Genomic DNA, 20,734 nt, shown 5'->3' with positions numbered 1-20,734 from the left:
CGAGTCGTGATAGCAATGGGGGTGATGAAATCATTTTTAACCTTGGAGGGCATGCCATGAGCGGACAGTTCCTGGCCAAGGTTCCCAAGGCATGGATATTGCTCGCTTGCATCGGCCTCCTGGCACTGAACCTGCGCGGACCTTTCGTGGCCGTCCCCCCGGTGGTAGACGTGATCCAGGCCGAACTCGGGTTCTCACCTGTCGTCTTGGGACTGCTGACCAGCATCCCGGTGCTGTGTTTCGCCGTGGCAGCCTCGCTGGCTTCCCTGACCGCCCGGAAATTTGGTGCCGAATTCGCCGTATCCCTCACCATCCTTGGCGTGCTGGCTGGCGTGATTGTCCGTTCAGCCGGCGGCGCAGCGCTGGTGATCACGGGAACGGTCATCATCGGCCTGGCCATCACTGTGGGTAACATCGCCGTGCCGCTGATCATCCGCCGGGACTTCTCGCCCATGCGTCAGGGCACCGCCATGGGCGTCTATACGGCAGCGCTGAACATCGGCTCGTTCCTGACATCGATGGTGACGGCGCCGCTCGCCGAGCTGGCTGGCTGGCGGGTAGCCCTCGCCTCCGTGGGCGTCCTGGCCGTGGTGGCCATTGTTTTCTGGACCTTGGCGGTAGGGCCACGCGCCGCCTTCGTCCCTTCAGCCGCAACCGTAAACGTGGGGGACGTGCATCCGGCAGTCAAAGGCTCCGGCTGGATCACCGCCGGCCTGACTGCTGGCTTCACCGGGCAGGCGTTCTCCTACTACGCCGTGACAGCGTGGCTGCCGAGCTACCTCAACGATGAGCTGGATATGTCCGCCTCTGCCGCAGGCGCGGGGTCCTCGCTCTTCCAGATCTTCGCCATCGTCGGTGGCCTGGGCGTTCCCTTCGCCGCCAAATACTTCAGTACGACGACGGTGGCGGTCACCTTGGGGCTCATGTGGACGGCGGTGCCCGCCGGGCTGATGCTGGCCCCGGACCAGTGGTGGCTGTGGTCCATTTCCGGTGGCGTTGCGCAGGGCGGCGGCATCACGCTGATCTTCATCGCGATCATCAAGCTGGCCAAGGACCAGGCATCGGCCGGCCGCATGTCCGCCACGGTTCAGGGTCTCGGTTACTGTTTTGCTGCCGTGGCCCCGCCGCTGGTGGGGTTCGTCCACAACTCCACGGGGTCCTGGACGCCGGCGCTGCTGCTGGTGTTGGGGTCCACGCTGATGTTCTTTGTTTGCACCACTGCCTCCGTGCGCCTGGTGCCCAAGGGCCGCTGACCCGGCACGCCGCCGTCGTAATTCTTCCCCCGTCCTTCCCAACGCTCTCTCACTTAATGCGGCTTAACGGCCGGCGCTCTCTCACTCTCTTGAAGAGAGTGAGAGAGCGTCCAAGATTTTTTCGCATTAGGTGAGAGAGCGTTGCCGTCATCGGAGTGGGTGTTCCGTCGCCGGGCAGGCTCCCCGGATCTCGGGGTGCCTGTTGCGAAGGGCGTGCCTGCCCGGCGGACGGAAATCTGTGCGGCTTTAAGCTGCGGCGAGCTCTTCCTGGGTTGCCTTTTCGCGTGCTTCGGTGAGGTAGCGGGCGTACGCGGGGAGGGTTAGGAAGGAGGGGAAGTCCTGGCTGAGCGTGACTTCTTCGAAGATGTCGCGGGCATCCTCGAAGCGGTCGCCGTCGAAGCGTTCCAGGCGTGCGAACTCTTCGTCAAGCAGCTCCTCGATCCAGTGGTGGGTGATGATTTCGCCGTGGTCGGTGATGGCGGACGCGAACATCCACTGCCACAGCTGCGAGCGGGAGATCTCTGCGGTGGCCGCGTCTTCCATGAGGTTGTGGATGGCCACTGCGCCGTTCCCGCGGAGCCAGGACTCGATGTAGCGGATGCCCACCTCGATGTTGTTGCGGATGCCCTGCTCGGTGATGGTGCCTGTCGTGGCGGCCACGTTGATGAGGGCGCGGTCATCGGGGGTGACGTCCTCGCGGGTGCGGTCCAGCTGGTTGGGCTTTTCGCCCAGGATGGCGTCGAACACCTCGCGGCAGACCGGCACGAGGTCCGGGTGGGCCACCCAGGAACCGTCGAACCCGTCGTTGGCCTCGCGCGTCTTGTCGGCACGGACCTTCTCGAAGGCGTTGGCGTTGGCGGCTTCGTCCTTGCGGTTGGGCACGGCTGCTGCCATCCCGCCGATGGCCATGGCGCCGCGCTTGTGGCAGGCACGGACCAGCTGTTCGGTGTAGGCGCGCATGAACGGCTGGGTCATGGTCACCTGGGCGCGGTCCGGCAGGACGAACCGGGGGCCGCGGGTGCGGAAGTTCTTGATCAGGGAGAAGATGTAGTCCCAGCGGCCGGCGTTCAGGCCGGCGGCGTGGTCGCGCAGTTCGTAGAGGATCTCCTCCATTTCGAACGCCGCGGTGATGGTCTCGATCAGCACGGTGGCGCGGATGGTGCCCTGCGGGATGCCGAGCAGGTCCTGGGCGAGGATGAAGATGTCGTTCCAGAGGCGTGCTTCGAGGTGGTTCTCGATCTTGGGCAGGTAGAAGTACGGGCCCTTGCCCTGGGCCAGGAGGCGGCGGGCATTGTGGAAGAAGAACAGGCCGAAGTCCACGATGCCGCCCGCTACAGGGGCGCCGTCGATGATCATGTGCTTTTCGGGCAGGTGCCAGCCGCGGGGGCGGACCACGATGGTGGGCAGCTCACCGGCCGGGCGGAGCTTGTATTCCTTGCCCTCCGGACTCGTGAAGTCGATCCGGCGTTCCAGCGCACCCGTGAGGTTCAGCTGGCCCTTGATGACGTTCCGCCAGGTGGGGGTGGAGGAGTCTTCCATGTCCGCGAGCCAGACCTTTGCGCCGGAGTTCAGGGCGTTAATGGTCATCTTCTGGTCCACCGGGCCGGTGATTTCCACGCGGCGGTCCTCGAGGCCCGGGGCCGGGGGAGCGACACGCCACGACGGATCGTTGCGGATCCCTTCGGTCTCGCGGAGGAAGCGAGGGTCCTGGCCGGCTGCGATGTCGGCGCGGCGGGTCCGGCGTGCCTGCAGCAGCTCCTGCCGTCGCTCCGCGGTGGCCCGGTGTAGCCTTGCGACAAACTCCAAAGCATCCGGAGTAAGAACCTCGTCCTGCCGGCAAATGGGCTGCGCGGTGAGTGTAATTCCGTTAATAGTGAAGCTGTCAGTGAAGGTGTTCATGGGAGTTCTCCTTGAATACCCCGTTGCTCTATCACTTTTGGTCGTCAAAACAGTTGAATGGGGACCAAAAGTGATAGAGCAACGGGTGGGGAAGGGGGAAAGTTTTAGTGGAACTGGCCTTCTTCGGTCGATCCGACCAAGGCGAGGGTGGACGCGTTCGGGTTGAGCGCGGTAGCAATGTCGTCGAAGTAGCCGGTGCCGACTTCGCGCTGGTGCTTGGTCGCGGTGTAGCCGCGGGATTCGGAGGCGAATTCCTTTTCCTGRAGTTCGACGTAGGCGCTCATGCCTTCACGGGCGTAGCCGTGGGCGAGATCGAACATCGAGTAGTTCAGGGCGTGGAAGCCGGCCAGGGTGATGAACTGGAACGTGAAGCCCATGGCGCCGAGTTCACGCTGGAACTTCGCGATGGTKGCGTCGTCCAGGTGCTTGCGCCAGTTGAACGACGGSGAGCAGTTGTAGGAGAGCATCTGGTCCGGGAAGTCGGMCTTGACGGMYTCGGCGAACTTGCGGGCSAGTTCGAGGTCCGGGGTGCCCGTYTCCATCCAGATCAGGTCGGAGTACGGGGCGTAGGCCTTGGCGCGGGCGATGCAGGGTTCAATGCCGTTGCGGACCTTGTAGAAGCCTTCCGGGGTGCGAACTGGCTGTCCCCCTTCGCGGAGGAYGAATTCCTGGTCGCGSKSRTCGACGTCGGAGGTGATCAGGGTGGCTGCCTCGGCGTCGGTGCGGGCGATGAYYACSGACGGSGTGCCCGCGACGTCGGCYGCSAGRCGGGCGGCGTTCAGGGTSCGGACGTGCTGCTGGGTGGGGATGAGSACCTTGCCGCCGAGGTGGCCGCACTTCTTYTCGGASGCGAGCTGGTCTTCCCAGTGCACGCCCGCAGCGCCGGCCTGGATCATGGATTTCATGAGTTCGTAGGCGTTCAGCGGGCCGCCGAAGCCGGCCTCGGCGTCGGCGACGATCGGCACCATCCAGTCCTCGACCGTCTGGATGCCCTCGGAGAATTCGATCTGGTCCGCACGGAGCAGGGCGTTGTTGATCCGGCGGACAACGGTGGGAACCGAGTTGGCCGGGTACAACGACTGGTCCGGGTAGGTGTGGCCGGAGTTGTTGGCGTCCGCGGCGACCTGCCAGCCGGAGAGGTAGATGGCGCGGAGGCCGGCCTTGACCTGCTGCACGGCCTGGTTGCCGGTCAGGGCCCCCAGGGCGTTGGTGTACTTGCCGGTCTTGTGTTCTTCGGTGAGCTGCTTCCAGAGCTTCTCGGCACCGCGGCGGGCCAGCGTGTGCTCTTCGGAGACACGGCCGCGGAGCTTGACGACGTCGGAGGCTGAGTAATCACGGGTCACACCTTCCCAGCGGGGGTTGGCGGCCCACTCGAGCTCCAGGGCGGCGGCCTGCTGTGCGGGCGTCTGCTGGGTGGGCTCAAATGCTGCAGTCATCGTTGATCTCCTTGATTGAGCTCCGGATTCGGTAGGTAGGAACCGCGCCTTTGCGGTTCCTACCGGCTTCTCCGGTGCGGTGTTTCTTTCCGTGATCACTACTTTTCCGCACTTCGAAGCACTCCAATAGGGGAAAATGCTGGAAAGAAATGCACTTCTTCGCGTATCCTCAAGAAATGTCGCCTGGAAGCTGGAATCGCGAAGTTGCGTCGCCGCCGTCGTCCGCCGCTGCCCCGGAACTGGACGTCATCAGCCTGGGCCGCCGCGTGCGGCATCTGCGCAAGCAGGCCGGGTTCACGCTCGATGACCTGAGCGCCGCCGTCGGGACTGCGCCGAGCCAGCTGAGCCTGATCGAAAACGGCAAGCGGGAGCCGAAACTTTCGCTGCTGCAGGGCTTGGCCGTGGCTCTCAACGTGAGCATCGACCAGCTGCTGGGGGCCGAGCCGCCGAGCCGCCGCGCGGCCCTGGAAATTGAGCTCGAACGGTACCAGCGCGGGCCCCTCTACGAGTCCCTGAATCTGCCCAAAATCCGCGTCAGCTCGCGGCTGCCGCTGGATGTGCTCGAAGCCCAGGTGGGGCTGCTGCACGAGCTGGAACGCAAGCTCAACGAGCAGGTGGCCACGCCGGAAGAAGCCCGCCGCGCGAACGGTGAACTGCGTGCCATGATGCGCGAGCGCGGCAACTATTTTCCGGAGTACGAAGCCGAGGCGCAGAAGGTGCTTGGTTTGGTGGGTTACACCGCCGGACCGCTCAGCCAGCACGTGATCGCCGATATCGCCGAAAAGCTCGGGTTCACCCTCCACCACGTGGGCGATCTGCCGCATTCCACCCGTTCAGTGACCGATTTGAAGAACCGCAGAATTTACCTGACGCAGAGCCAGCGGCAGGACCACGACCCCCGTTCGGTCCTGCTGCAGGCTTTGGGGCACTACGTTTTGGGGCACGAGACGCCCAAGAACTACGGCGACTTTCTCGCCCAGCGGGTTGCCACCAACTACTTCGCGGCCGCGTTGTTGTTGCCGGAGCAGGCCACGGTGGATTTCCTGCAGAAGGCCAAGACGGCCAAGGAAATCGCCGTGGAGGACATCCGTGACGCTTTTGCCGTGTCCTACGAAACCGCTGCGCACCGCTTCACCAACCTGGCCACGAAGCACTTGGGGATCACCACCCACTTCCAGAAGACCCACCAGAGCGGCATCATCTACAAGGCCTACGAGAACGACGGCGTGACGTTCCCGATGGACCATACCGGCGCCATTGAAGGCCAGCCGTCGTGCAAGTCGTGGACCTCGCGGGCGGTGTTCGACGTGCCGGACAAGTTCAGCGCCTACAGCCAGTACACGGACACGCCGTCCGGCACGTTCTGGTGCACAGCCCGCACGGAGCGTTCGGCCAGCGGCGAGTTCTCGTTGTCGATCGGGGTGCCCTACCAGCATGTGAAATGGTTCCGCGGACGGGAAACCACGGCCCGCGAGAAGTCCACGTGCCCGGACCCGAACTGCTGCAAGCGGCCGCCGGCGTCGCTGGCGTCCGAATGGGCCGGCAACGCCTGGCCCTCGGCCCGCGCCCACTCGCACCTGCTGGCCGCGATGCCGCCGGGCGCGTTCCCGGGAGTGGACGAGACCGAGGTGTACAGCTTCCTGCAGGCGCACTCAGGCAGCTGAACCCAGGACGCTCTCTCACTTAACGCGGGTTTTTTCCGGAGGCTCTCTCACTTTCTTGGGGAAAGTGAGAGAGCCCTTCGGGTTTCTCCACCCTAAGTGATAGAGCGTCCTGTCCGGGTCAGCCGGGTCAGCCGTGCAGCTCCCGGTAGGCGGCCGCGGCTGCGGGGTGGAGCGCCAGGCCCGGGGTGTTGATCAGCGACTCGGGGCTGAGGAACTGGACGCCAAGGCTGGAACGCGGGACCAGTTCGTCCGCGTGGCCCACAAGGATCTCCACGGTCTTCTTCACCGTGCGGGCGTCCGCGTCGCTCCGGCACAGGAGGAGGTTCGCCACGCCCACCGTCCAGACCGCCGGAATGCCCGGGTAGGCGCCGGCCGGAATCAGTACGCGGTCGTAGAAAAGGCCATGTTTGGCACGCAGCGCCGGAAGCAGCGGGGAGAGGTCCAGTAGTCCCAGGCCGGCGGCTCTGTGAGCAGCCGCAATGGCCGCGGTGGGCACGCCGCCGGACCAGAACAGCGCATCAACCGAGCCGGCCTGCAGCGCCGCAAGGCCCTCGTTGAGGCCGAGATTAAGCACGGTGACTGTACCGGCGGCTGCGGGGCCCACTCCGCCGTCGGAGGATCTCAGTCCGGCAGCCTCAAGCAGCCGGGGAGTGGTCAGCGACGTCCCGGACCCGGGCTCCCCGACAGCCACAGTCCGGCCGGCCAGCCCCGCAATGTCCAGGATGCCGCTGTCCCGCCGGACAACGCAGTGGACATAGTTCTCATAGACCTTCCCGACGGCGGAAATTCCGACGGCGGTTCCGTCGCCTGATGCAGCGCGCTGGGCCGCCGAGTCAGAGAGGGCGACGGCGAAAGTTGCCTTGCCGGAGAGGAGGAAGTCAAGGTTATCCAGGCTGCCACCGGTGGTCAGAGCGGTGGCGTGGCCTGCTACATCGTGGCGTTGCAGGGATTCCGCCAGCAGCCCGGCGAACTCCAGGTAGAAGCCCCCGGGTTCGCCGCCGGCCACGGTCACGGTGTCCGGCCGGTCGTCAGGGGTGCACCCACTGAGCACCGGAAGCAGCAGGCCGGTCAGGCCGGCCGCGAGACCGGTCTTGAGGGCTGTTCGGCGCGGGAACGCGGGTGATTCGAAGCGGTCAGCCATGGGATTCCTCCGGCCCCGGACCGGTCGCCGCAAGCGGGAACTCGAGGCGCGCGACCAAGCCGTGAGGGGAGGCGGCGGCCAGTACCAGGCGGCCACCGTTGGCCGCCGCCAGCTTGTCCACGATGGTCATGCCCAGGCCATTGCCGCGGGCCCCGCGGTTGCGGGGTGAGCGCCAGAAGCGGCCGGTGGCGGCTGCCCGTTCGTCGGCGGAAAGCCCGGGACCGTCGTCGGCCACTTCGATGCCCACCGCACCCGGACGCACGCGAACAGCCACTGTGATGTGAGCGCCCGGCGCGTATTTGATCGCGTTGTTAATTAATTCAGCAACCATTTGGGCAACTTCGGCGGCGTTGCAAGCGATGCGCTGCGCGGGTTCTGGCCCGGGCTGCAGCAAGATTGCTGCTCCGCTGCGCCGTGCGGCTGGTTCTGCCCGTTCGGCCTCGTCCTGAAGGACCGGGTACGGATCGATGGGGGCCTGCGCCCGGTCTAGCGGAGCGGGGGAATCGCCCGCCGGGCGGGCCGAGTCTTCACTGGCCCTGTGCTCCGCCGCCGCAAGCTTCAGCACGCCCTCCAGAAGCCCTTCCACATGTTCAAGTTCCGCCAGGACGCCGGCCGCCGCATCCTTCTGCCGGGCTGTCTGCAGTTCCAGCTGGAGCAGGTCGATCCTCAGCCGGAGGGCGCCCACCGGATTGCGCAGCTCATGGGATGTGTCAGCGATCAGTTGCCGCTGCGAGTCCAGGCTCTGGCTGACCGTCCGGGCCATCCTGCTGAAGGAACGGCTCAGTTCGCGCAGTTCCGGGGGCCCGGCCTCCGGAAGCTGACCGGTCCGGCCAGTGGCCTCGAGCTCCCGCACCGCGGAGTTCAGCCGATGGACCGGACGCAGCACCCAGCCGGTCACCCTGGCTGCAGCAAGGAGAAGCACCGCAGCGAGTGCGGCCGCTGCCAGGCCGACCAGGAGCCACCGTTCGCGCAGCTTCTGCCGGGCCGGGTCCAGATTCACCTCCAGCACCACCGCGCCCAGGACCTGGCTGGCACTCCCGAAGGAGCGCGAGAGCACCTCCGTGCCCGGTCCGAACGGCTGGAGCGGCGAAAGGCTGATGTCGCTGAGGTTCAGGTTGGCCCGGACCAGCGCCCCACCCACATCGGCTCTGTCCTCGCCCAGGCCGCCCGAGCTCAAGGTGCCCTGCTGGAGGCGGATCAGGACCCCTTCGCCGTAGAGTTCGGAGTACCTGTCCATCTCTGTCTGGAGTCCCGCGGAATCGCCTGCGGTGGCGGCATCGAAGGCCACCTGCGCGAACCGGTTAAGCGCCGTCACCCGTTTGATCTGGAGTTCCTGGGTGAGTTCCCGGCTGACGGACGCCAGGATGGCGGTTGAGCCGAAGACCACCATGAGGATGGAAAGCAGGCTCAGGATACCCAGGACGCGCAGCTTCACGCGGGGTCCGCCTCGACCCGGTAGCCGACGCCGCGGACGTTGATAATGAATCCCGGCAGTTGAAGCTTTGCCCGCAGCCCGGTCAGGTGCACGTCAAGGGCGCGGGAGGACGCTACGAAAGCGTCCCCCCACAGCGCGTCCAGGATCTGCTCCCGCGTCACCACTGAGCCGGCGTGGCCGGCCAGCAGGGCGAGCAGGTCGAACTCGGTGGCCGTCAGTGGCAGCTCCTCGGGACCGCGGGTCGCTACCCGCCGTTCGAGGTCGATCTCCAGGTCCCGCAGCACGATGTTCCGCTGCGGTGTGTCGAAGTGGCGGCCCGCGCGGCGGGTGACCGCTTCGATGCGTGCAAGCAGTTCAACGAGCTTCACCGGCTTGACGAGGTAGTCGTCCGCTCCGGACCGCAGCCCGAGCACTACGCTGCGTTCGTCGTCGCGCGCTGTGAGGATCAAGATGGGAACCGGCGTAACCTGGCGCAGCTTCCGCAGCACCTCCAGGCCGTCCATGTCCGGGAGCCCAAGGTCCAGCAGGATCACGCCGAATTTCCGATGGAGAAGCAGGGCATCGGCCCCGCGGGCCACCCGGGTGGGATTGTGGCCAGCGGTCACCACTGCTGCGGCGAGCGCGGAAGCCATGGCGTCGTCGTCCTCGACGATCAGCAATTCCATGGCCCGTTCCCTTTTCGTTGACTGGGCACCTGAGGACTGCCCGCTTTGGAGATTACCCCTAGCCCCCGGCGAAACCTAAGGAAGTGTTAGGAAATGGCCTCCCACGTAGGTTGTGCCGTGCATCACGCATAACTTGGATGAGGCCCTCGGCGTGTGCGGGGGACCGTCAACGTCGAGGAGGAACCATGGGCAACGTTGCCATGGACAGCAGGAAATTAAGCCAGGAAGCCGCGGCGCCGCAGCTAAGGAAGGTTCAGCGATGAGCACTCAGCAGACCGAAGTCCCGAGCGAGGCAGCCCAGACGCGCAAGGCGGTGGGCAACATCCTGAAGGGCTCCGCGGGCAACCTCGTGGAGTGGTTTGACGTCTACATCTACACCGCGTTTTCGGCGTACTTCGCGTCCCACTTCTTCAGCTCCGCAGACCCCCTGCAGGCCAACCTGGAGGCCATGGCCGTTTTTGCCGTGACCTTCCTGATGCGCCCGATCGGCAGCTGGTTCTTCGGCCGCTATGCGGACAGGAACGGCCGCAAGGCGGCCCTGACACTCAGCGTGACCATGATGTCCGCAGGCTCGTTTGCCATTGCCGTGCTCCCCACCAAAGACGTGATCGGGACCTGGGCGCTGATCCTGCTCGTGCTCATCCGGCTCCTCCAGGGGTTCTCGGTGGGCGGCGAATACGGCACCAGCGCGACCTACATGTCCGAAGCGGCCACCGCCAAGCGCCGCGGCTTCTTCTCCAGCTTCCAGTACGTCACGCTGATCGGCGGACAGATGCTGGCACTGCTTACCCTGGTGATCCTGGAAAGCACGATGGGCAAGGAAGCCCTCGGTGAATGGGGCTGGCGTATCCCGTTCGCAATCGGCGGTGTGGCAGCCCTTGTGGTCCTGTGGCTCCGGCGTTCGATGGAGGAAACCATCTCCGCAGAGCAGGCAGCTGCTGCCCACGTCCGGGTCGAGGGCGAGGCCCAGCCGGGCACCCTGAAGCTGCTCTTCACGAAGCACTGGAAAGCACTGCTGATCTGCATCGGCGTCACCCTGGGCGGCACCATGGCCTTCTACACGTACACCAACTTCACGCTGTCCTTCATGCAGAACACCAGCGGAATCCCCAAGGAGCAGACCTCGGTCATCAGCTTCTGGGCACTGTTCATCTTTATGCTGCTGCAGCCCGTCTACGGCATCATTTCGGACAAGGTGGGCCGCAAGCCGCTGCTCCTGTGGTTCGGCATCACGGGCGTTCTCTTCACCTGGCCGCTGCTCTCCACGCTGGCCGGCACGAAGGACCCCTTCATGGCCTTCCTGCTTATGATGGGCGGCCTGCTGATCGTCGGCGGCTACACCTCGATTAACGCCCTGGTGAAGGCCGAACTGTTCCCGGCTTCCATCCGCGCCCTGGGCGTCGGTCTGGGCTACGCGATCGCCAACTCGCTCTTCGGCGGCACCACCCCGCTGGTAGGTGCCGCCCTGCAGAAAGCCGGGCAGGTGGAGGTCCTGTTCACCTACATCACCGTAGGTATCGCCATCTCGCTGGTGGTGTACATTTTCGCCCTGAAGAACAAGAAGGCCACCCACCTGGACCGGGAACAGGGCGACGCCTGGAACGGTCCGGCCAAGGATGCGGACAAGGACAGGGACTTCATCAGCGCCTAGCGGCCATTGGGGGGAGACCCCCGGTTGGAAGAGCTTTACGTGATGTACGACGGCGGGTGCCCACCCGCCGTCGTACGCTCACCCCCACAACCCCCGGATCGCTCTCTCACTTTCTTGGGGAAAGTGAGAGAGCGATCCGGGGTTTCCTGCGTTAACTGAGAGAGCGTCCGGGGTTGGGTCCTGACGCGGGTTCAGACGGTGGGACTATATTGGCCCTGTCGGCTAATCAACCAGCCAGCCATTAACCAGTCAGCCCATCAACCTGATCGCGGGAGTGTGCACCATGGCCAAGGAAATCGCCACCCAGCTCATCGAACAGCTCCAGGCTGCAGGCGTGCAGAGAATCTACGGGATTGTGGGCGACAGCCTGAACCCCATCGTCGATGCAGTGCGGAAAACGGGAGGCTCCAAGGCCGGCGGCATCGACTGGATCCACGTCCGGCACGAAGAGGCCGCCGCCTTCGCCGCCGCGGCCGAAGCCCAGCTGACCGGAAAACTGGCAGTCTGCGCAGGGTCCTGCGGGCCGGGCAACCTGCACCTGATCAACGGCCTGTACGACGCTAACCGGTCCGGGGCCCCCGTGCTCGCCATCGCCTCACACATCCCCAGCAAACAGATCGGCAGCAGCTTCTTCCAGGAAACCCATCCGGACCGGCTCTTCAACGAGTGCTCGGTCTACTCGGAAATGGTCAGCACTGCCGAGCAGGCACCGCGCGTGATGCACAGCGCCATCCAGCACGCCCTCGGGCTCGGCGGAGTCGCCGTCGTGACGCTTCCCGGCGATCTCGCAGGGCTGGAAGCGACCGCAGCGACGCCCCTGCCGGCCACGTTCCGGCGCGCCACACTGACCCCCGACCCCGCCAGCGTGCAGGAACTGGCCGACGCGATCAACGACGCCGGGAAGGTGGCGATCTTCGCCGGTGCCGGCGTGGAAGGAGCCCATGCCGAACTGATCTCCCTCGCTGAACTGATCAACGCGCCCATCGGCCACTCGCTGCGAGGCAAGGACTTCGTCCAGTACAACAACCCCTTCGACATCGGCATGACCGGCCTGCTGGGCTACGGTGCAGCAGCCGAAGGGATCGAGGACGCTGACCTGCTCATCCTGTTGGGAACGGATTTCCCCTACGACCAGTTCCTGCCGGAAACCCGAACCGCCCAGGTGGACCGGGCAGCCCACAGGCTGGGACGGCGGACCGACGTCGACGTCGCAGTCCACGGCGACGTGCTGCCCACCCTTGCCGCGCTGATGCCCTTGGTGAAGCCGAAAAAGAGCCGCCGGTTCCTTGACCAGATGCTGAAGAAGCACGACAGGCTGATGAACAAATCCGTAGGTGCCTACACCCGCAAGGTGGAGAAGAAGCAGCCCATCCACCCGGAATACGCGGCGTCGTTGCTGGACCAGGTTGCCGCCGAGGATGCCATCTTCACCGCGGACACCGGCATGTGCAACGTCTGGACGGCCCGGTACATCAACCCGCTGGGCACCCGACGGCTGATCGGTTCCTACCTGCACGGCTCCATGGCCAACGCCCTGCCGCACGCTATAGGCGCCCAGGTGGCCTATCCCGGGCGCCAGGTCATCTCAGTATCGGGCGACGGCGGGCTGTCGATGCTGCTGGGTGAACTCATCACGGTGGCCGCCCACAAACTGCCGGTCAACGTGGTGGTCTTCAACAACTCCACGCTGGGCATGGTCAAACTTGAGATGCTGGTGGACGGGCTGCCCGACTTTGGCGTGGACGTGCCCGACGCCGATTACGCCGGCGTCGCGCGGGCGCTGGGGTTCCACGCCGTACGGGTCGCCGATCCTGCCCAGATCGAAGGAGCCTACCGCGCCGCGTTCGCCCATCCGGGCCCCTCGCTGGTGGAACTGATCACCGATCCTCAGGCGCTCTCGCTTCCGCCGAAGATTTCCGGCACGCAGGTGCTTGGATTCGCGACGGCCATGTCCAAGGTGGTCCTGAACCGCGGTGCAGGTGAGGCCGTCAGCATGGCCAGGAGCAACCTGCGGAACATCCCGCGGCGCTAGGCTCCGCCGGTTCCGAGCGCCCGGTTGGTCACGCGGGACCAAACGCGAGACCAAATCGATCGCAAAGCGTGACCCTGCCGGCATCGTCTCGCGCCGCCGTCGCTGTTTGACTGGAGAGTGGGCGGGTTCCCGCCCTTGTGCGCCGCGGGAGGCAACTGAAGTGTTTCGTTTACAGCGGTCGATGGCGCTCGGAGCGGTGCTGGCAGTGGCAGGGTGTGCAGCGCCTGCCCCGGCCCCGCCTGAACTCCTAACGGCCGACGGCGTCGAACGGGTCTATGTGGACCGGGCGGCTTACGCCGCTGAACTGCGCTCCTTCCGTGCTTCCTCGTTCGTCCTCGGCGAGGCGCTGCTGACCGACGGTGGCGACGGATCCAAAGGGAACGTGGTGTCCTCGCCGGGGAGCCTGCTGATTGCCCTCGCCATGCTTCGTGCGGGAGCGTCCGGCGGAACGGCGGCCGAGATGGACAGCGTCCTGCAGTTCCCCGCAGAGAAGCGCGATGAGGCCATGAACTCGGTTCTCCGCTCGCTCGAAAAGTTCGACGGCGACCCCGGCGCAGTGGACGAGGACAACCCGCCACGAAAACCGGTCATGCACGCCGCCAACGGATTGTTCGTGGACAAGAGCGTCCCCACCGGGGAGTCCTTCCTGGACACCCTGGCCCGGCACTATGGAACCGGCGTGTATCCCGTGGATTTCAGCAATGAGGGGGCAACAAAGCCCGCCATTGATGCCTGGGTGAACCGGAACACCGGCGGCCGGATCAAGGAAGCCCCCGCCAAGTACGACCCGCGCAACACGTTCAGTCTGCTCAATTCCTTGTATTTTGCCGCCGCCTGGCGCGCACCGTTTGACCCACACGACACTTCCGACCTGCCCTTCACAACAGCCGCGGGCGAGGAAATCGACGCGCCGGCCATGCACAACGAACTTCAGATGAAGTATGCGGAAGGTGCTGGCTGGCAGGGTGTGGACCTTCCTTATGCCGACGGTTTTGTTATGCGGTTGGTCCTGCCCGACGTCGCGTCCGGTCCCGCGAGCCGACCCGCCTCTGCGGCCTTCAGCGCGCAGAAGCTCACGGAAATCGCCGACGCCTTTGACGCTGCCCGGCTCGCGTCAGTGCAGATCCAGCTGCCGCGGTGGGACCGCAGGAGCAGTTTTGACCTGCGCAAGGTCTTCGAATCGCTGGGCCTCCGGAAGGCGCTCAACACCACGGAGGACTTTAACAACATCCAGCCGCAGATGATGATCACTCAGGCCGCCCAGGCTGCCAACATCACGGTTGCCGAGAAGGGCACGATTGCGGCCGCGGTGACCCAGATCAACGGAACGGCCACGAGCGCCCCGCCGCAGCCCGAGCGGACCATCGACTTCGACCGGCCGTTCCATTACCAGATCGTGCACGTTGAAACGGGCCTGCCGCTGTTCATGGGAACTGTCGCAGACCCGCGGTAGGCTCTCCCACTTTCCTTAGGAAAGAGAGCGTCCGGGGGCCGGGGGAGGAGTCTAGCGGGGGCCGCCCTGCCAGAGGGCGTCGAACGGGGCGCCGGAGGCGACCCTGTTCCGGATCCCGGCGGTGACAAAGTCCTTGGCGGTTCGGGCAGCCTCCAGTGGCGTGGCGCCCTTGGCCAGTTCCGCAGTCACTGCCGCGGCGAGCGAGCAGCCGGCACCCGATACGGCCACCTCGCCCACCTTGGGAGCGCTGAGGACTTCGAGGGTCTCGCCGTCGTAGTAGACGTCGAGGGCGTCCGGGCCAGCCAGCCGCACACCGCCCTTGGCGAGCACGGCGGCGCCGCTGAGCTCATGGATGCGGATGGCCGCCGCTTTCAGGGATTCGACGTCGGTGATCGCGAGGCCGGACAGCGATTCCGCTTCGAAGTGGTTGGGCGTGACGAACGTGGCAAGCGGCAGGATCTGCGCTTTCAGGGCCTGGTCCGTATCCAGCGCATGGCCCGGTTCCTGGCCTTTGCAGATCAGCACCGGGTCCAGCACCACGTTGCGGAACCCGCCCGCTTGCAGGGCGGTTGCCACGGTGCCGATGGTGGCCGGGCTGCCCAGCATGCCGATCTTTACGGTGTCCAGGACCGGCCGCCCGGGTTCCGAAGCCTCTGCCGACGCCGGACCGTACGCCGCCGTCGTGGCCTCCAGCTGGTCTGCGATCACCTGCTGGTCCACCGGCACGAACCGGTGGTTCCAGCTGTCCTTCGGGTCGAAGGAGACGATGCAGGTGAGGTTGGCGATGCCGAAGACACCCAGTTCCTGGAACGTCTTCAGATCAGCCTGGGCGCCGGCGCCGCCGGTGGCTTCGGAGCCCGCGATCGTCAGGACGACGGCGGGAGCAGCGGCGGGGGACTGGGTGGCAGTTGAAGCGAAAGTCATGGTTCCATCCTGCCATCCGGCGCGGCGAGCCCGCCGGGGATGACGCCGCTCAAGGATTCCGCGCCGTCGTGCGTGGTCACGAGGCGGACCACCGCCAACCGTCCGGCTGCCGCGCAGCCGCCCGTCCACAGGATCAGGCCCCACATGGTGTACCAACTGCCGCCCGTCAGGACGAGGAGCGTGACTAGTCCGGTGACCAGCCCTGCCCCGGCGATGGCCACAACATGCAGCCACTGGTCACGGACTGGCCGCATCAGGATCCCGGTGGCGAGGGCCAGCGGCATGCCGATCAGGAGCGCCGCTGGAATTCCAAAAACGTAACCGGTCGCCCCGAACGGAACACCAAACAGCGCCACGGTGATTCCTGCGCCGAGGAGGAAGGCGCCGGGGCCGAACGTCACGCGAAGCGGCCGCTTCACGACTTACCCTTGGCGATCGTGAGAAGCGCGCGGCCCAGCTCCGGCTGCCGGAAAATGAACCCGGCGTCGATCAGCTTCTGTGGCTGGACCCACCGGCTCTTCAGCACCAGTTCGGTTTCGGTGCGGATCAGGACTGCGCCCAGACGAAGCAGCCACGCAGGCGTGGGGATGCCCAGCCTGGCTCCGTAGGCCCGCCGGACCAGGCGCATCAGCTCACGGTTGTCCACCACATCAGGAGACGCGACATTCACCGGGCCGGAAATATCAGTCCGCGCGTGCAGGAAGCGGACGGCGCGGTACAGGTCTTCCACATGGATCCAGCTGAACTTTTGGCTGCCGCGACCCATGTGCCCGCCCAAGCCGAACCGGGCCAGTACGGCGAAGGGCCGGAATGCACCGCCGCCCGGGCCCAGCACGATGGCGATCCGCAGCGGAATTTTCCGTGTGCCTGGTGTGTCGGCCGCATCCAGGGCGGCTTCCCAGGCGCGCGCTACGTCCACGGAAAAACCGCTGCCGAGTTCGCCGTCGGACTCTGTTTGGGGCCGGTCCTTCGCGTTCCTGTAGATGGTGCCGGTGCTGGCGTTGAGCCAGGACGACGGCGGCGCCTGGCAGCGTGCCAGGGCGCGGCCAAGTGCCGAGGTGGTGGCAACGCGGGAATCGAGGATTTCCGCTTTGTTCCGCGTGTTGTAGCGGCAGTGGACCGACCGTCCGGCGAGGTTCACCAGGAGATCGGTGCCGTCCAGCACCCGGGCGATGGCGCCGTCGTCGTTCCAGCCTGCGGCGGCCGCTGTGTCCGCGGCGACCCGGCGGCCTATGGTGCGCACCGTCCAGCCGTCCTGCTCGAAGCGCGCCCGGAGGTACGTGCCGATGAAGCCCGAGGCTCCGGCGAGGACCACGGTGTTGGTCTTGGTCATTTGTTCCCCCATGATGATCAGTTGCGGATGCTGCGGCTCAGGCCGAGGACATCGTCCAGTACCTTGTTGACGCCCGGAATCTTTGCGAGCGAGAGTCCCCGGGCGATCAGCGGGACGGCGCCGTCCACCAGTTTCCGGGTGCGGCGCTGGCCTTCCGAGGTGTCGTAAACCCAGAACAGCGCGATCCCCATGTAGCCCAGCCAGAGGAGTTCGGGCAGATCCGCGCGCAGCTTTTTTGGCGCCGGCGGACTGGCGCCGTCCACTGCCGTCCGGAAGATGCCCAGCGAGGCTTCGCGGGCCGCCGTCGACTCTCCCGCAAAGGGATTGACGGGCGACGTGGGCCGGATGGCCGTGGCCAAGAAGTCGGCACCGAAGCGGTGGTAGGGCGCCATGGCGTCCAGGCCGGCGTGCAGCGTGGCTTTCAGCCGGCTGGCCAGGTCCTTCAGGCCTTCGAGGGCCTCGTCCGCCTTGGCTGCATGCTCGGCCTGCACCTGGACGTAGAGCTCCTGGACCAGATCATCCTTGGAGGCGAAGTAGTAGTACGCGTTGCCCACCGAGACGCCGGCCTCCGCCGCGATGGCCCGCATGGTGGTCTTCTCAAAGCCAATCTCGCGGAACATGCGCAACGCCACGTCCGCCAGGTGTTGCCGGGTCTGCTCGCTCTTGGCTGCCACTGAAATCCTCTTTTTGAACATGTTCAGAAATGAGTCTATCTGAAACTGAACGTGTTCAAAACCCCGGGGTCTGCTCCGGATGGGAGAATGGCGTGACAGTGCTAATACAGCCGGTTCCCCGCGCAATCTTCGGACAGCGCGGAAACCCGAGCGAACCACTCTGAACGGACACCCCCATGCCTTCCCCCTCAGGCCCCGAGGCCTTACCCATCGCCGCGCCGACTCGCACCCCCGCGAAATACGCCTCCATCGGCTCGCCGTACTTCGGCATGATGCTGGCTTTTATGGCCGTGGTGCTGATCCTGTCCAACATTGGTGCGGCCAAGGGCGTGGCGATCGGCCCGATCATCACCGACGGCGGCTTCTTCCTCTTCCCGCTGGCCTACATCCTGGGCGACGTGATCAGCGAGGTGTATGGCTTCAAGGTGGCCCGCAAGGCAATTTTCACCACCTTCGCCCTCTCGGTGTTCGCCTCAATCTGCTACTGGGTGATCATCGCGCTGCCCGGCTTCGACGACGAGTTCGGCGCAAGCAAGCAAGCGGCACTGGAGGGCGCCCTGGGCCCGGTTCCGCAGATTGTGCTGGCCTCGCTGCTGGCGTTCCTGGCCGGGCAGACCATCAACTCCTGGATCTTGGTGAAGATGAAGGCCCGCTCCGGGGAGAAGTCCCTGTGGGCGCGGCTAATGGGCTCGTCCGGCGCTGGCGAGTTCGTGGACACCCTGATCTTCTGCAGCATCGCCGCCTCCGTCGTCGGCATCATGGACTTCGGCATGTTCGTGAACTACGTGGTGGTGGGCTTTGTCTACAAGACCCTCGTGGAGTTCCTGTTCGTCCCCGTGACGTCCCTGGTGATCGGCTGGATCAAGAAGCGCGAACCGAGCTACGGCGTCCCGAGCGCTACGGTGACGGACGCCGCGGTGACGGGCGCCGCGTAGCTGCCGCCCGGCGTCGTCATTACTGCATCCATTGTTCCGTAACCGCCGTTTTGAGCCTTCAAAAGGGCGGTTACGGAGCAATGGATGGTCTGGGTCAGCCCTTCAGCGTCCCGTCGAGGAGGGCGCGGAGCTCGGTGAAGTGCCGTTCGGTGGCCTCGGCATGGAACATGGACGTGTCCGCCATCGTGTAGCCGTGCGGTGCGCCGGCATAGATCTGGTTGGAAGCCTCGAGCCCCGCGGCGTCGAGCGCCTCGCCGAGACGCGCGACGGCGTCGGCATCCATGCTCTGGTCGTGGTCAGCGTGGCCGAAGACAAACCGCGCCCGTGCCTTACCGAGTTCCAGATGCGGGCTGTCCGGGGTGTCAGCGGCAAGGCCGCCGCCGTGGAAGCCGCCGCACGCGACGACGACCTCGGGGTGGGCGGTGGCGGTCCGCACCGCGAGCCGGGCGCCCATGCAGTAGCCGAACGTTCCGATCGGACCCCGCGCAACGCCGTCGAGCGCTGCCAGCGCGGCGACCCACGCATCAATGTCCGGCAGCGCCTTGTCGGCTGTCAGGTGCCCAACCCGCGGGAACGCTGCCTTGCCGGCGGTGGCGCGGCCCTCGGGAGTGGTCATGTCCGTGTCCGTCGCGAGTTCCGCGGCGGTCCCGTCCCGGTAGAAAACGTTCGGCGCCAGGACCACGTAGCCCCAGTCGGCGATGCGCTGCGCCATTTCCTCGATGCGCGGACGCAGACCGAAGGCGTCCATGTACAGGATGACGCCCGGGAACGGACCGGCCCCGGTGGAGGGGCGGACAACAAGGGCTTCGGCGGGGCCTGCTGCGGCCGGGATCTCAATGAGCATTTGGTCAGGATAGCCGAGGCAACTGTGATCCGTGCTCAGGAGTAGTACTGCGCCAGGGTCTCGGCTTTGAACTCAAAGAAGTTGCCCGCCTCGATGGCCAGCCGGGCATCGTCCACCATCTTCACCACAAAGCGTTCGTTATGGATGGAGATCAGCGTGGCCGAGACCATCTCCTTGGCCTTGAACAGGTGGTGGATGTAGGCGCGCGAGTAGTTGGCGCAGGCGTAGCAGTCGCAGCCGTCCTGCAGCGGCCCGAAGTCGCGCTTGTACTTAGCACCGGAGAGGTTGTACCGGCCGGTCGGGGTGTAGAACGCGGAGTTCCGGGCCACCCGGGTGGGGGAGACGCAGTCGAAGGTGTCGGCGCCGTTCTCGATCGCCGTGAAGATGTCGTCCGGCTCCGAGATGCCCAGCAGGTGCCGTGGCTTGTCCTCCGGCAGCTCCTCGTTGCACCAGCGAACAATCGTGCCCAGGTTCTCCTTTTCCAGCGCCCCGCCGATGCCGTAGCCGTCGAAGTCCATGGCGCCAAGGTCCCGGCAGGCCTTCCGGCGGAGGTCCTCATATTGGGCGCCCTGGATGACGCCGAACAAGGCCTGATAGGGCTTCCCTGCCCGCTCCTCCGTCAGCCGGAAATGCTCGTCCAGGCACCGGAGTGCCCACAATCGGGTGCGCTCCAGTGATTCCTCCTGGTAGCCGCGGGAGTTCTGCAGGGTGGTCAGCTCGTCGAAGGCGAACATGATGTCCGCGCCGATCTGATGCTGCACCTGCATGGAGATCTCGGGGGAGAACCGGTGCCGGTCGCCGTTCAGATGCGATTTGAACCAGACGCCGTCGTCGTCGATGTGGGCCAGGCGTTCCTTCCCGGGGGCGACGGCGTCGTCGGGGCCGGACTGGTCCACCGATTTCATGTCGATGACCTTTTTGAACCCGGACCCCAGGCTCATCACTTGGAACCCGCCGGAGTCCGTGAACGTGGGCCCGGACCAGTTCATAAACGCGCCCAGTCCGCCGGCTTCGTCCAGGATGTCCGCGCCCGGCTGGAGGTACAGGTGGTAGGCGTTGGCCAGCAGCGCCTGCGCCCCAAGCTCCGCCATGGACTCCGGCAGCACCGATTTGACGGTGGCTTTGGTCCCGACGGCGATGAAGGCCGGGGTGCGGATCTCGCCGTGCGGGGTGGTGATGGTCCCGGTGCGGCCCAGGAACTCGCCGCCGTTCTCAGCGTGCTGGGCGGCCGACGGCGAACAGCTGTCGGCCAGACGGCTCCCTACGGTGAAGGAGAACCGGGACTGCGTTGCGGCGGACTGACCCCAAAGGGCCGTGCCAGCGGTGGCGGCAACGGAGTCAACGGGCTTGGAGTCAGCGGGCAGGGCGGAGGCGGGGTTGGCTGGCACGGTTCCA

The 20,734-nt window shown here is 65.8% G+C and carries 17 protein-coding genes; 6 read left to right on the top strand and 11 right to left on the bottom strand.

Annotated features, from left to right (window positions below):
• The first annotated feature begins 56 nt into the window (after positions 1-56).
• Positions 57-1,253, top strand: coding sequence for an MFS transporter (locus AC1DIM_RS00770; RefSeq protein WP_477708593.1), 1,197 nt, complete (start codon positions 57-59; stop codon positions 1,251-1,253).
• Positions 1,254-1,499: 246 nt separating this feature from the next.
• On the opposite strand, the gene aceB is transcribed toward AC1DIM_RS00770, so the two are convergent.
• Positions 1,500-3,152, bottom strand: a complete 1,653-nt coding sequence (gene aceB, locus AC1DIM_RS00765; protein ID WP_477708592.1) for a malate synthase A — start codon at positions 3,150-3,152, stop codon at positions 1,500-1,502.
• 104 nt (positions 3,153-3,256) lie between these two features.
• On the bottom strand, positions 3,257-4,588 hold the full coding sequence (gene aceA / locus AC1DIM_RS00760) for an isocitrate lyase (RefSeq protein WP_477708591.1): 1,332 nt from the start codon (positions 4,586-4,588) through the stop codon (positions 3,257-3,259).
• 149 nt (positions 4,589-4,737) lie between these two features.
• Here aceA and AC1DIM_RS00755 point away from each other — a divergent pair, with 149 nt between their 5' ends.
• Entirely contained in the window at positions 4,738-6,252 is a 1,515-nt protein-coding gene (locus AC1DIM_RS00755; protein ID WP_477708590.1) for a helix-turn-helix domain-containing protein, read from the top strand.
• 127 nt (positions 6,253-6,379) lie between these two features.
• Here AC1DIM_RS00755 and AC1DIM_RS00750 read toward each other — a convergent pair whose 3' ends face one another.
• Genes AC1DIM_RS00750 through AC1DIM_RS00740 form a run of 3 tightly spaced genes read right to left on the bottom strand, consistent with a single transcriptional unit; the run spans position 6,380 to position 9,493 of the window.
• Entirely contained in the window at positions 6,380-7,393 is a 1,014-nt protein-coding gene (locus tag AC1DIM_RS00750) for a TAXI family TRAP transporter solute-binding subunit (protein WP_477708589.1), read from the bottom strand.
• Positions 7,386-8,828, bottom strand: coding sequence for a sensor histidine kinase (locus AC1DIM_RS00745; RefSeq protein ID WP_477708588.1), 1,443 nt, complete (start codon positions 8,826-8,828; stop codon positions 7,386-7,388). Before AC1DIM_RS00745 ends, AC1DIM_RS00750 begins: the two co-directional genes overlap by 8 nt.
• Positions 8,825-9,493 (bottom strand): response regulator transcription factor, encoded by a 669-nt coding sequence (locus AC1DIM_RS00740; protein ID WP_477708587.1) that lies wholly within the window; start codon positions 9,491-9,493, stop codon positions 8,825-8,827. Before AC1DIM_RS00740 ends, AC1DIM_RS00745 begins: the two co-directional genes overlap by 4 nt.
• Before the next feature lie 259 nt (positions 9,494-9,752).
• Here AC1DIM_RS00740 and AC1DIM_RS00735 point away from each other — a divergent pair, with 259 nt between their 5' ends.
• From AC1DIM_RS00735 to AC1DIM_RS00725, 3 genes are all read left to right on the top strand, one after another.
• The gene (locus AC1DIM_RS00735) at positions 9,753-11,144 is read left to right on the top strand and encodes an MFS transporter (protein ID WP_477708586.1); all 1,392 of its coding nucleotides are present in this window, start codon (positions 9,753-9,755) and stop codon (positions 11,142-11,144) included.
• Between the two features lie 283 nt (positions 11,145-11,427).
• Complete coding sequence (locus AC1DIM_RS00730; RefSeq protein WP_477708585.1) at positions 11,428-13,176, top strand: pyruvate dehydrogenase; 1,749 nt, start codon at positions 11,428-11,430, stop codon at positions 13,174-13,176.
• A gap of 181 nt (positions 13,177-13,357) precedes the next feature.
• Positions 13,358-14,629, top strand: coding sequence for a serpin family protein (locus AC1DIM_RS00725; RefSeq protein WP_477708584.1), 1,272 nt, complete (start codon positions 13,358-13,360; stop codon positions 14,627-14,629).
• Between the two features lie 51 nt (positions 14,630-14,680).
• On the opposite strand, the gene AC1DIM_RS00720 is transcribed toward AC1DIM_RS00725, so the two are convergent.
• Genes AC1DIM_RS00720 through AC1DIM_RS00705 form a run of 4 tightly spaced genes read right to left on the bottom strand, consistent with a single transcriptional unit; the run spans position 14,681 to position 17,560 of the window.
• Positions 14,681-15,553: a hydroxymethylpyrimidine/phosphomethylpyrimidine kinase gene (locus AC1DIM_RS00720; protein ID WP_477708583.1), complete on the bottom strand. Its 873-nt coding sequence runs from the start codon at positions 15,551-15,553 to the stop codon at positions 14,681-14,683.
• Positions 15,550-15,972, bottom strand: a complete 423-nt coding sequence (locus AC1DIM_RS00715) for a hypothetical protein (protein WP_477708582.1) — start codon at positions 15,970-15,972, stop codon at positions 15,550-15,552. Before AC1DIM_RS00715 ends, AC1DIM_RS00720 begins: the two co-directional genes overlap by 4 nt.
• A complete protein-coding gene (locus tag AC1DIM_RS00710) occupies positions 15,969-16,886 on the bottom strand; it encodes a TIGR01777 family oxidoreductase (RefSeq protein WP_477708581.1) in 918 nt (305 codons plus the stop codon). The genes AC1DIM_RS00715 and AC1DIM_RS00710 overlap by 4 nt, the downstream gene beginning before the upstream one ends.
• Positions 16,887-16,903: 17 nt before the next feature.
• Positions 16,904-17,560 carry a TetR/AcrR family transcriptional regulator gene (locus AC1DIM_RS00705; RefSeq protein ID WP_477708580.1) on the bottom strand — a complete coding sequence of 219 codons (657 nt, stop codon included), beginning with the start codon at positions 17,558-17,560 and terminating at the stop codon, positions 16,904-16,906.
• Positions 17,561-17,736: 176 nt separating this feature from the next.
• On the opposite strand from AC1DIM_RS00705, the gene AC1DIM_RS00700 reads away from it, so the two are divergent.
• Positions 17,737-18,495, top strand: coding sequence for a queuosine precursor transporter (locus AC1DIM_RS00700; protein ID WP_477708579.1), 759 nt, complete (start codon positions 17,737-17,739; stop codon positions 18,493-18,495).
• A gap of 94 nt (positions 18,496-18,589) precedes the next feature.
• Here AC1DIM_RS00700 and AC1DIM_RS00695 read toward each other — a convergent pair whose 3' ends face one another.
• Together AC1DIM_RS00695 and tgt are read right to left on the bottom strand one after the other, a co-directional pair.
• A complete protein-coding gene (locus AC1DIM_RS00695) occupies positions 18,590-19,339 on the bottom strand; it encodes a dienelactone hydrolase family protein (RefSeq protein ID WP_477708578.1) in 750 nt (249 codons plus the stop codon).
• 35 nt (positions 19,340-19,374) lie between these two features.
• Positions 19,375-20,727, bottom strand: coding sequence for a tRNA guanosine(34) transglycosylase Tgt (gene tgt / locus AC1DIM_RS00690; protein ID WP_477708577.1), 1,353 nt, complete (start codon positions 20,725-20,727; stop codon positions 19,375-19,377).
• Between the last annotated feature and the right edge of the window lie 7 nt (positions 20,728-20,734).

This window comes from Pseudarthrobacter sp. 01T43 (assembly GCF_056398665.1).
Note: the sequence above shows the minus strand (reverse complement) of the source record. Positions and strands in the feature narration are given on the sequence as shown.

What these genes read in the sequence shown, in the direction of transcription:
- AC1DIM_RS00755 (WP_477708590.1), top strand. Translation starts at nt 4,738, where the DNA reads ATGCACTTCTTCGCGTATCCTCAAGAAATGTCGCCTGGAAGCTGGAAT.
- aceB (WP_477708592.1), bottom strand. Translation starts at nt 3,152, where the DNA reads ATGAACACCTTCACTGACAGCTTCACTATTAACGGAATTACACTCACC.
- AC1DIM_RS00695 (WP_477708578.1), bottom strand. Translation starts at nt 19,339, where the DNA reads ATGCTCATTGAGATCCCGGCCGCAGCAGGCCCCGCCGAAGCCCTTGTT.
- AC1DIM_RS00725 (WP_477708584.1), top strand. Translation starts at nt 13,358, where the DNA reads ATGGCGCTCGGAGCGGTGCTGGCAGTGGCAGGGTGTGCAGCGCCTGCC.
- AC1DIM_RS00700 (WP_477708579.1), top strand. Translation starts at nt 17,737, where the DNA reads ATGCCTTCCCCCTCAGGCCCCGAGGCCTTACCCATCGCCGCGCCGACT.
- AC1DIM_RS00740 (WP_477708587.1), bottom strand. Translation starts at nt 9,493, where the DNA reads ATGGAATTGCTGATCGTCGAGGACGACGACGCCATGGCTTCCGCGCTC.
- AC1DIM_RS00735 (WP_477708586.1), top strand. Translation starts at nt 9,753, where the DNA reads ATGAGCACTCAGCAGACCGAAGTCCCGAGCGAGGCAGCCCAGACGCGC.
- AC1DIM_RS00720 (WP_477708583.1), bottom strand. Translation starts at nt 15,553, where the DNA reads ATGACTTTCGCTTCAACTGCCACCCAGTCCCCCGCCGCTGCTCCCGCC.
- AC1DIM_RS00710 (WP_477708581.1), bottom strand. Translation starts at nt 16,886, where the DNA reads ATGACCAAGACCAACACCGTGGTCCTCGCCGGAGCCTCGGGCTTCATC.
- AC1DIM_RS00770 (WP_477708593.1), top strand. Translation starts at nt 57, where the DNA reads ATGAGCGGACAGTTCCTGGCCAAGGTTCCCAAGGCATGGATATTGCTC.
- AC1DIM_RS00730 (WP_477708585.1), top strand. Translation starts at nt 11,428, where the DNA reads ATGGCCAAGGAAATCGCCACCCAGCTCATCGAACAGCTCCAGGCTGCA.
- AC1DIM_RS00750 (WP_477708589.1), bottom strand. Translation starts at nt 7,393, where the DNA reads ATGGCTGACCGCTTCGAATCACCCGCGTTCCCGCGCCGAACAGCCCTC.